This window comes from Wolbachia endosymbiont of Drosophila baimaii, assembly GCF_028982185.1.
Lineage (GTDB): Bacteria > Pseudomonadota > Alphaproteobacteria > Rickettsiales > Anaplasmataceae > Wolbachia > Wolbachia pipientis.
This window is the reverse complement of sequence record NZ_JAPQLE010000102.1, coordinates 1-9908: the sequence shown is the minus strand read 5'-3', so window position 1 is coordinate 9908 and position 9908 is coordinate 1. Positions and strand designations below refer to the sequence as shown.

General features: G+C 34.9%; 14 protein-coding genes and 1 tRNA gene. 9 read left to right on the top strand and 6 right to left on the bottom strand.

From position 1 onward, the window contains the following. Positions 1–299: 299 nt before the first annotated feature. Positions 300–373 (top strand) — tRNA-Arg (locus OZD66_RS03415). Positions 374–381: 8 nt separating this feature from the next. Here OZD66_RS03415 and OZD66_RS03410 read toward each other — a convergent pair. Both OZD66_RS03410 and OZD66_RS03405 read right to left on the bottom strand, forming a co-directional pair. Next, the gene (locus OZD66_RS03410) at positions 382–1332 is read right to left on the bottom strand and encodes a complex I NDUFA9 subunit family protein (protein WP_182367650.1); all 951 of its coding nucleotides are present in this window, start codon (positions 1330–1332) and stop codon (positions 382–384) included. Between the two features lie 50 nt (positions 1333–1382). After that, positions 1383–2912, bottom strand: a complete 1530-nt coding sequence (locus OZD66_RS03405; RefSeq protein WP_182367647.1) for a UDP-N-acetylmuramoyl-tripeptide--D-alanyl-D-alanine ligase — start codon at positions 2910–2912, stop codon at positions 1383–1385. A gap of 183 nt (positions 2913–3095) precedes the next feature. Between OZD66_RS03405 and OZD66_RS03400 the strand changes: the two genes are divergently transcribed. From OZD66_RS03400 to mdh, 7 genes are read left to right on the top strand one after another with little or no spacing between them, the layout of a single operon-like run. Further along, positions 3096–3947: a hypothetical protein gene (locus OZD66_RS03400; protein ID WP_259348553.1), complete on the top strand. Its 852-nt coding sequence runs from the start codon at positions 3096–3098 to the stop codon at positions 3945–3947. Next, positions 3937–4212: a hypothetical protein gene (locus tag OZD66_RS03395; RefSeq protein WP_253302010.1), complete on the top strand. Its 276-nt coding sequence runs from the start codon at positions 3937–3939 to the stop codon at positions 4210–4212. The genes OZD66_RS03400 and OZD66_RS03395 overlap by 11 nt, the downstream gene beginning before the upstream one ends. Positions 4213–4215: 3 nt before the next feature. Next, entirely contained in the window at positions 4216–4584 is a 369-nt protein-coding gene (locus OZD66_RS03390) for an HIT domain-containing protein (RefSeq protein ID WP_096617328.1), read from the top strand. Positions 4585–4602: 18 nt separating this feature from the next. Continuing rightward, positions 4603–4956, top strand: coding sequence for an NADH-quinone oxidoreductase subunit A (locus OZD66_RS03385; RefSeq protein ID WP_006279576.1), 354 nt, complete (start codon positions 4603–4605; stop codon positions 4954–4956). Between the two features lie 3 nt (positions 4957–4959). Then, positions 4960–5475 (top strand): NuoB/complex I 20 kDa subunit family protein, encoded by a 516-nt coding sequence (locus tag OZD66_RS03380; RefSeq protein ID WP_182367646.1) that lies wholly within the window; start codon positions 4960–4962, stop codon positions 5473–5475. Next, positions 5468–6040, top strand: a complete 573-nt coding sequence (locus tag OZD66_RS03375; protein ID WP_182367644.1) for an NADH-quinone oxidoreductase subunit C — start codon at positions 5468–5470, stop codon at positions 6038–6040. The genes OZD66_RS03380 and OZD66_RS03375 overlap by 8 nt, the downstream gene beginning before the upstream one ends. Before the next feature lie 3 nt (positions 6041–6043). Next, complete coding sequence (gene mdh, locus OZD66_RS03370; RefSeq protein ID WP_182367642.1) at positions 6044–6994, top strand: malate dehydrogenase; 951 nt, start codon at positions 6044–6046, stop codon at positions 6992–6994. A gap of 27 nt (positions 6995–7021) precedes the next feature. On the opposite strand, the gene OZD66_RS03365 is transcribed toward mdh, so the two are convergent. The 3 genes from OZD66_RS03365 to OZD66_RS03355 are packed head-to-tail and all read right to left on the bottom strand — an operon-like array spanning position 7022 to position 8884. Further along, positions 7022–7789 (bottom strand): TatD family hydrolase, encoded by a 768-nt coding sequence (locus tag OZD66_RS03365; RefSeq protein ID WP_182367640.1) that lies wholly within the window; start codon positions 7787–7789, stop codon positions 7022–7024. Next, positions 7786–8274 (bottom strand): RNA pyrophosphohydrolase, encoded by a 489-nt coding sequence (locus OZD66_RS03360; protein ID WP_182367638.1) that lies wholly within the window; start codon positions 8272–8274, stop codon positions 7786–7788. The genes OZD66_RS03365 and OZD66_RS03360 overlap by 4 nt, the downstream gene beginning before the upstream one ends. Continuing rightward, positions 8267–8884, bottom strand: coding sequence for an ATP-binding protein (locus tag OZD66_RS03355; RefSeq protein ID WP_259348552.1), 618 nt, complete (start codon positions 8882–8884; stop codon positions 8267–8269). The genes OZD66_RS03360 and OZD66_RS03355 overlap by 8 nt, the downstream gene beginning before the upstream one ends. 173 nt (positions 8885–9057) lie before the next feature. On the opposite strand from OZD66_RS03355, the gene rsfS reads away from it, so the two are divergent. Next, positions 9058–9384 (top strand): ribosome silencing factor, encoded by a 327-nt coding sequence (gene rsfS / locus OZD66_RS03350; protein ID WP_182367678.1) that lies wholly within the window; start codon positions 9058–9060, stop codon positions 9382–9384. Between the two features lie 138 nt (positions 9385–9522). Here the strand turns inward: rsfS and OZD66_RS03345 are convergent. Beyond that, on the bottom strand, positions 9523–9908 hold a 386-nt coding region (locus tag OZD66_RS03345; RefSeq protein WP_458695172.1), incomplete at its 5' end, for a transposase.

Genomic DNA, 9908 nt, shown 5'->3' with positions numbered 1-9908 from the left:
AATCATAACTATATGCTGCTGGCATTCAACCTCCTTATCATCATCTATCCTTATCCTACCACATCCGGACTTTTATGGAAAGAGCTATAACTGAATACCTTCAGTATCATGATAAGGGCGCTGGCGTAGTTTGTTAAGCAACTTTCTATATAATATTTTCTAAAATAAATAGACTTCTCGCATCCAATTTCAGCAGCGCGTGACACACAACTGCAATGACAAGGTGTCGCAAGATAAACATCATATTCACACGAAGTACTTGACTTCACTTGTACTAAGAAGCATTTTATATATGTTGTGTGCCCGTAGCTCAGCTGGATAGAGCAACAGCCTTCTAAGCTGTGGGTCGTAGGTTCGAATCCCACCGGGCACACTTTTTTATCAATACTTTCTATAAATCTTCAAGTACTCTGGCACCACATTTTCAATTGCTAATGGTCGAACCTTCATTGTTTCAAGGTCAACTGACTTTTCGATTGAACTATTCATCATAACTTTCACCTGATCTTGAGTAAGCACAGGGTTCGTATCTCCGATTATTGGTTTTAGCAGCATAGAAATAATTTTATTTTCTAAAAAGAAAGCTATTAACTTTGCCATTGGAAAAGATACATTGATCAACAAACACTTTCTGTTAGTAACATTCAGAATAAACTTCAATAAGCTTTTGAAAGAGTAAACCTTTGGTCCACCCATGTTATAAATTTTCTTGTCTTGCTTATTAAAACTGATAATACGATATACCACTTCAGCTAAGTCTGTTACACATATGGGCTGAAATTTAGTCGTTCCATTGCCAATTAGCGGTAAGAAAGGAAGAATAGTTGCTAATCTTGCAAATTTATTAAAGAAGTTGTCTTCTTTACCAAATACAAGGCTTGGCCTAATTATTATTGCTTCTTGAAATGCTGAAGTTACAGCTTTTTCACCTTCCAATTTACTTTTGGAATATTTTGACAACTTGCTATTTTCTATTCCCATAGCAGAAAAATGTATCATCATAGGTACATTTTTCATTTTTGCAGCTTTTGCTATCCTTTCAGCTATTTTAACGTGAACAGCGTAAAAATCGTGCTTTTTTGCTTCATATAATATTCCCACTAAGTTTATAGCTACATCACATTCTTCCATACCATCCAGAACTGATTTTTCATCAAAAAAATCGCCTTTAAATATAGATATTTGTCCTAAATTGCCACACAATTTTAAACAAGCAGCTTTTTCCTGATTACGAGTGAATATCTTTATTAAATATCCTTCTGCTGCCAAGCGTCTTACGATGTGTTTCCCTATAAACCCCGTTCCACCAAAAATAATTACACGTTTTGTCACAATTGAAGTTCCTAATAATTTGTTACTATAAATTAATATAATGATTTTGCTTAATATTCTATTATGAATTCCCGTACAATAAGATCCATTTTCATTCCTCGTGAGCCTTTAACTAGAATTGCATCATTATTCTGAATAATGTTAGCTAAATCACTTTTCAATTGATTAGAATCATTAAAATGCGCGCCTCTTATATTATCTGGCAAAAGCTCATGCAATTCTAACATAAATTTACCAACTGTATAAACTTTATCTATATTATTTCCTGTGATAATCTTAACCAAATCTGTATGAAACTCTATGCTTTCATCACCAAGTTCCAACATATCACCAAGCAAAGCTACTTTTCTCTGATTAGAATATGTACTCAAAGTTTTTATTGCAGTTTTCATCGAAGCAGGGCTGGCGTTATAGGAATCATCAATTAAATGTATGTATTTTCCATTGTATTTGACTTTATGAATATTGCCTCTACCTTTCGTTACACTAAAATTCTCAAGTGCAAGTGGTAATTTTGATAAATCAAGTCCTAGACTCCGCACAACCGCTGTAACAGCTAATGCAGAGTATGCAAAATGCTCACCTTGCACACGTAAATTACAGTTTATAATTTGATTATTACTCAGCCTGATTTTTAAACTTAATCTATTAGCAACTCGGTTTGATGTCATTCCAGCGCGTGACGCTGGAATCCAGTCTTTATTATACAACCGTCTGATATGCTCATTTGCAATTGAACTTCCTGGATCCAAGTAGTCAAGCACTGGGATGACAGAAGATAGTGCTGAAATGACAGAAGATTCATCGTTTCTTATTAAGTTTAGTAAACAAACTTCAGCATTTTTATCTTTACCGAAGCTTATTACATTTCTATTGGCGCGTGATGAGAGATAATCATAATATTTATTATCTCTGTTCAAGACCAAAGTACCGTTATTTTTCATACCATACAGAATTTCTAACTTCGCTTGTGCAACGTCAAACAGTGATGAAAAATTTTCAGTATGTGCAGGTTCGATGTTGGTAATAACTGCAATATTCGGATTACTAATCTTTGATAATTCTTTTATTTCACCAACTTTATTCATTCCCATTTCAAGGATTAAGTACTGGCAGTTCTTTGGAGCTTTTAGAATTGTCAAAGGCAATCCTATATTATTATTTAAGTTACCTTCGTTCGCATGGAACACTCCATATTGCGATAAAACAGTGTGCAGCATATCCTTTGTAGTAGTTTTCCCGACACTGCCTGTAATTGCAATAACTTTAGCATCAATAAGAACATTTCTAATGTAATATGATGCCATATCGTGCAAAGCTTTCAGGGTATCTTGTACAATAATGAGAGGGAAACTTTTATATTTACCCTCACTCACTATTGCAGCGACAGCCCCTTTTAAAAACGCTTCATGCAAAAAATTATGGCCATCAAAATTCTTTCCCTTGAGTGCAATAAATAAATCACCTTTTTTTATGCTTCTTGTGTCCGTTGAAATATTTGAGCTATGTATCCAATTACAACCATTTACGTCTCTTCCGCCAGTTGCATCAATGATATTATTTGTGTTCCATTTACACATAATTTAGAGTACTCTTTATAATAAATTGAACAATAAAAGTAGCGAAAATACTACATGTTTTAGACAATGTACAAATAATGGTTGCAATCCCTATAATTCTATCTTATAATGGATATAGAAGTTTAAATTTTTTCGTCTATAATTAGAATGTATTTAGTTATAGAAAGTACCTTGGAGGTGTGTATGCCAAAAAACGACCAAAATGAAGAATCTACTTCTATACTAGCTAAAGTTGGTAATGCAGCTTCGGGAGTAGGAAGTTTTCTGGGTAGAGGTGTAAAAGTCCTAATCAAGGGTGCAGTATACCCTATATGGCCAAAGAATTGGTTTAAGTCCTGGGATGAAATGTGGCACGACATAAAAAATGGAGGGCGCTCTATTATTGGCAACCCACATGAAGAATATGATCCACCCATAAAAACCACACAGGCTAGTGAAGATCTTGGTGTACAAATAACAGAACAAGAGAAAGGAAAGGTAAGTTTTTTAGCATCAAGGACTCTGACGGGAGATGTACCTTATTTGAATGATGAACAAATAAAAGCACTAAAAAGTGAGTGTTCAAACATCACTATACGTAGAGAAGAAAACAAAATTGTAATTGAAGTTGATGTTGAAAAGATAATTAAAGACATCAAAAAGGATAATCCAGGAATTGATGAGAAAAGAATAAAAGAGCTTGCTCTTGAAAAAATTGCTGAAGGAGATGAAGGAGTTGGTGGCAACCTTAAGAAGCTGGCAGGAATTACTGGTGGAGAATTTAAAGTTCATACAGACTTAAAATTGCTGTATGGTATTGCAGAAAAGTTATATAAGGAATATGATAATCAAAAGCAGTCATCAGACAAAGTTGTGAAGTCTGATGTTGGTCAGCCTTCAGAAACTTTGGCTTTATCTGCTAGTAGGGCATTGGAAGCTACTGAAACATTTGTAGATAGTAGTAGAGGAGAGTTATTAAAGGAAACTGCATGGCAGGATAAAGTTGAGCAGGGTTCTGAAAATATAAGGAATAGGGGGGAAAGTTATGAGTTATAAGGGGAGTATTATGAATGAAGTTAAAATAGAGGAAAGACATCATAGTTTAACTGTTCCTGGGGATATGTATTACTTACAACCAGGAGTTATTACTGGAAAAAGGGTAAATGGAATAGAAACCTCTTTGAAAGAACAGCAGAACATGGTAAAAGCAAGGGAACTTGTAAGCTCTTTAAATCTTGAAAATGCTTCTGGTGAAACGATAAAACCACTATCTACACCTAATGTAGAGAAAAACGAAGGAAGAGGGAAAGGTCGCTCTTAAAATATGAGCAATGAAGTTTATGATAGTAATAACATCTTTGCTCAAATATTAAGAGATGAGTTACCTTGTGAGAAGGTACATGAAAATGAAAATGTACTAGCTTTTCGCGATAAGTACCCTGATGCACCAGTTCACATTTTAGCTATACCCAAAAATCAATATATTTCATACGATGATTTTATTCTAAAAGCTTCTGAAGAGGAGATAGCAAATTTCTTCAAAACTGTAAGAGAGATAGCACATAAATATAATCTAGAAAAAACAGGGTATAGGTTAGTCACTAACTATGGTGAAAATGGAGAGCAGGTTGTACCACATTTTCACGTGCATATTTTAGGTGGTAAAAAATTAGGAAAGCATGTAAATTCATAGTGTTATATGTTTTGTTAAATGAGCGAATATTTAACCATAGTAATCTTTATCTGCGTATCAATTGTAGTATCTTTTGCTTTAGGTATATTGCCTATGTTTCTTGCAGTGAGTAAGCCAGATGGTGAAAAGCTTTCCACATATGAGTGTGGCTTCAATCCACTATCCAGTGCAAGGAAAAATTTTGACATTAAATTTTACCTAGTTTCAATATTATTTATAATATTTGACTTAGAAATTGCTTTTCTTTTTCCTTGGGCTGTTTCTTTATCTAAGATAAGCTATGGTGGATTTTGGTCTATGATGGTATTTCTTGCAATACTCACTATAGGTTTTATCTATGAATGGTGTAAAGGTGCATTAGAGTGGGAGTAGTTTATGACAAATCAAATTCTATCTAATGATGACTGGGGTCGTTATAAAAAAGAAGGGTTTCTTGTCACTAAATTTGGTGATTTAACAGATTATGTAATGAATTGGGCAAGGTCTGGTTCATTGTGGCCAATGACATTTGGTCTTGCATGTTGCGCAGTTGAGATGATGCATACCGCATCTAGCCGTTATGATCTTGATAGATATGGCATAATGTTTCGTGCAAGCCCACGTCAATCAGATGTGATGATTGTTGCTGGCACACTAACTAATAAAATGGCAGCAGCATTGCGTAAAGTCTATGATCAAATGGCAGACCCAAAGTATGTTGTTTCTATGGGAAGTTGTGCAAATGGTGGTGGTTATTACCATTACTCTTATTCAGTAGTTCGCGGTTGCGATAGGATCGTACCAGTTGATGTGTATGTTCCTGGATGCCCACCAACTGCTGAGGCGTTGCTATATGGAATGCTATGCCTACAAAACAAAATAAAACGAACTCAGAATATAAAGCATGGATAAAACTGCAAAGTATATACAAAAAAAGACCAAGTGCGAGTGCATTCAAAAAGATGATGGCATTGTTGTAATATATTCAACTTTAGATGAAATTGAAAAGCACCTATTCTTTCTACGTGATGATGAAAAGTGTAGGTTTGAACTATTAGTTGATATTTTTGGGGTTGACTATCCAGATAGAGAGAAGCGTTTTGAGCTAATATACAATTTGCTCAGCATTGTACATAATATTAGAGTGCACATAAAGCTTCAGCTATATGAAGGCGACATGCCTCTAAGTGTAGCGAAGATATTTAGCACAGCTTCGTGGTTTGAGCGTGAAGTGTTTGATATGTATGGAATAGAGTTCTCTGATCACCCTGATTTGCGTAGGATTCTAACAGACTATGGATTCAAAGGTCATCCAATGTTAAAAGATTTCCCTCTCACTGGTTATGAGGAAGTAAGATATGATATAGAGGCAAAAAAGGTTGTATATAATCCTATAGATTTACCGCAAGATTTTCGTATGTTTGATAGCCTATCGCCTTGGGAAGGTAAAACCATAAAAGTAAATACAAAGGAGTAGAAAATGACAGTACAAAGAAAAAAAATATCTTTAATCGGTGCAGGAAATATCGGTGGAACTCTCACCCATATGATTGCACTAAGGGAGCTCGGTGATGTTGTTTTACTTGATATCAGCGAAGGCATTCCACAAGGTAAGGCACTCGACATTGCAGAGTCATCACCTGTTGATGGATTTAATTCTGGTTTAACTGGAACTAATCAATACAAAGATATAGAAAATTCTGATGCAATCATCATAACAGCAGGTATTGCTAGAAAACCAGGAATGAGCAGAGATGACCTCCTGCAAACCAATGCTCAAGTAATGAAAGAGGTTGGTGAAAATATTAGAAAATATTCTCCAAATGCGTTTGTAATAGTGGTTACCAACCCTCTGGATGCCATGGTTTCAGTGGTGCATAAATTTTCAAACCTTCCAGCTAATATGGTTGTTGGAATGGCAGGAGTGCTTGATTCTGCCCGTTTTCGTTATTTTCTTGCAAGTGAACTAAATATTTCAGTTAAAGATGTGTCTGCTTTTGTGCTCGGTGGACATGGCGACACTATGGTACCACTCATTCACTGTGCCTCTGTTGCTGGCATTCCACTTACCCAAATTATCGATATGGGTCTCATTACGCAGAAAAAAGTCGATGAAATAATTGAACGCACTCGCAATGGCGGTAAAGAAATAGTTGATCTGCTTAAGTCTGGATCTGCATACTACGCTCCTGCATCTTCAGCTATATGCATGTTAGAGTCATATTTAAAAGATAAAAGGCGTATATTGCCATGTGCTGCCTACCTTAATGGTGAATATAGTGTAAAAGATTTGTTTATTGGTGTTCCTGTAATTATTGGAAAAAACGGAATTGAAAAGATCCTAGAAGTTAAAATGAATGATAGTGAACAAGAAATGTTTAATAAGTCTGTAAACTCGGTGAGAGAGCTGGTGAAATCTTTAGGTTCATAAGCAAATTAATGGTTTTATAGAGCTTCTTTATAGCTCAAACAGCCTAAAAAAGTTGCTTGTGGTTACCTTCGCTACTTGTTCTGGTGACTCATTCCACAACTCTGCCAAACAATCAACAACGTATTTCACCATCGCTGGTTCATTCTTTTTTCCCCTATAAGGCTCAGGTGATAGATATGGTGCATCAGTTTCGACTAAAACACGCCCGCGTGGTACATTTTGTGCAATTTCTCTGAGTAAGTTCGCATTTTTAAAAGTAATAATTCCAGAAAATGAAATATATAATCCTAAATCTATAGATTGATAAGCAAGCTCCTTAGAGGAAGCAAAGCAGTGCATTACTCCACCAAAAGTGCCAGTTTTCATTTCCGATTTTAATATATCAATCATCTCATTATCAGCATTTCTAGTATGAATAACCAAGGGTAACCCAGTCATTCTTGCTGCCTCTATGTGCGATGCAAAACTTTTTTTCTGATTGTCTTTGTTGTCAGATTTATAAAAATCTAACCCGGTTTCACCGATACTAATTACCTTTTGGTTCTTGGTCAATTCAACTAATTCATCAACATGTATACACTCACCGTTTTCTATGGCAGCATCAAGCGGATGTACACCAACAGAGGAATAGACTTGATCATAGGATGAAGAAATTTCTAATAACTTAGGAATATCATTAACGCTTATGCATATGTTATGCAAAACCTTTACACCATTTTTCTCTGCCCTTGAAATTACTTTTGGTATTTCATCATCGGAAAAATAAATCAAGTGGCAATGGGAATCTACTATCATGAGCTTATTGTTGAGGCTTTTATGATAGAAGAAAACTCTTCTATCACTGTCTTGTAAACTTCTTTTTTAAATGATATAGCACTGGCTACTAAACTATCTGTACTTTGCCAACGCCACTCTTTGAACTCTGGATGATCAGTATAGTTAATATTAATATCCTTATCCTCTCCGCAAAACTTCATTAAGAACCACCTTTGCTTTTGACCAGAATATCTTCCATTCCAGCATGTTGGTATAACTTCCTCAGGCAAGTTGTAGTATATCCAATCCTTGCTTTTAGTTATAACCTTTACTTTATTAGTGCCAACTTCCTCTAGCAACTCACGTAACGCTGCTTGTTCCAGTTCCTCACCATCATCAACACCTCCTTGTGGCATCTGCCAGTAAGAGTCGCTATCAAAGCGTTTTCCAATGAAGACATGTCCTTGTTCGTTAAATAGCATTATGCCAACACAAGAACGATACTTATCTTTCTGCTCAACCACGAGTACGCTCTGTTTTTAAATGATTTGTTACAGAAGTTTTAATTAATTTTCCATTTTTTTCTTCCTTCATCTCTTCAACAATTTTCTTTGCTACTTCTTTTGCACTTAAATTTGAGTTACCAATTTCAAGTGTACCTTCAGGCATAAATAGCCTTTTCCCTTCAATTTTTTTCATAGCAAAATCCGAACCAATAATTTTATTTTCCCGGCATCTCTCCTCTGAGTGAATACGCCTTGCTAGTTCTTCGTTATTACAGTGTAACACTACAGGAAGAATTTCCATATCCATTTTTTTACTTAAATTTACCACTGAGTTGTACAATCTTTGGTCATAGGAATCACCCTCTATCAATTCATTTGTAAATATATAATGTTTTGATTTTATGTAGTGTTTTTCCAGTATTGCTAGCATATTTTCTCTGACTGCGAAAATCTTTTCCCACAGATCATCTGGAACTTCAGCATCTTGTAATTTAACAATATCAAATATAATATTATTGAATAGATTATTGCTTACTATCACCGCATCAATGATTTTACACAGTTCCTTTGCAGTAGTAAACTTACCACTATCTGGAAAGCCGATTAAGTAGATGAGAGTCTTGCCCATAATGAATACTAGTAAAAAGCTATTCTCAATCATATATAAAATATATATATTGTACATGCTAAAAACATGATGATAAACAGGTAATACCTTTTTAACGAACAATCGCGTTGAAAATAGTTCATATTTAAAGATTTTGAGTGTATAGTTATAAGCAAATTAAATAATTTAAGATGATGACTAATGTATCCAGTGATACAGAATCAATAAAAAGCACGATTGTCAGTATAATAGATCAAAATAAAGGTCACGATATAGTTACTTTCGATGTGCAGAATAGAACTATTATTGCAAAATATATGATTATCGCGTCTGGTGATTCGAGTCGCCATGTGAAAGCTTTAGCTGAGCACGTAATAAAAAGTCTCAAGCAATATGATAAAATAGATGTAGAAGGTATGGATGAAGGTAATTGGGTGGTTTTAAGTTTTCAAGGCATAATGGTTCACATATTCAGGCCGGAAGTAAGGAAGTATTATAAAATAGAAGAGTTATGGAACTGATTGCCTGGGCCATTCAAGTACAACTGTATAAGTATCGCACCTTTAGGATAGCCCCCCAAGAAAAGGTGTCATCCGAGTAGCTGACACTGGGATGGCCTTGTTGCATCACACTTTATGAGATGGTGATTTATGGTAAATTCATGTAACTATCTCAAATTTAGCCATACCAATATCAGTGAATTTATTAAGCAAATAGCATTTGATTAGCAGTTCTTTTTCTCGATTTATCTCAGATTTATTCCTAAAACTAAATCCGAATATTTGCTTTAATCTTGAGAAAAACCCTTCAATATAAGATCTTTTCCCATAATTTACTTCTTTTTTCCATTCTTTCATGCCATCTTCACCGTATAATTTTATTAACCTAATAGCAGCATTCCTGTCAGACATATAATCTATTTCTGGATGTTCTGCCGCATTGTTTATTGGTGGAATTTTTGTCTTTATATCATATTCGTTACACAACTTATAAAACTTGTGCCTATCACATGCTCTATCTGCATATAGTGCTTTTATGGCATGCT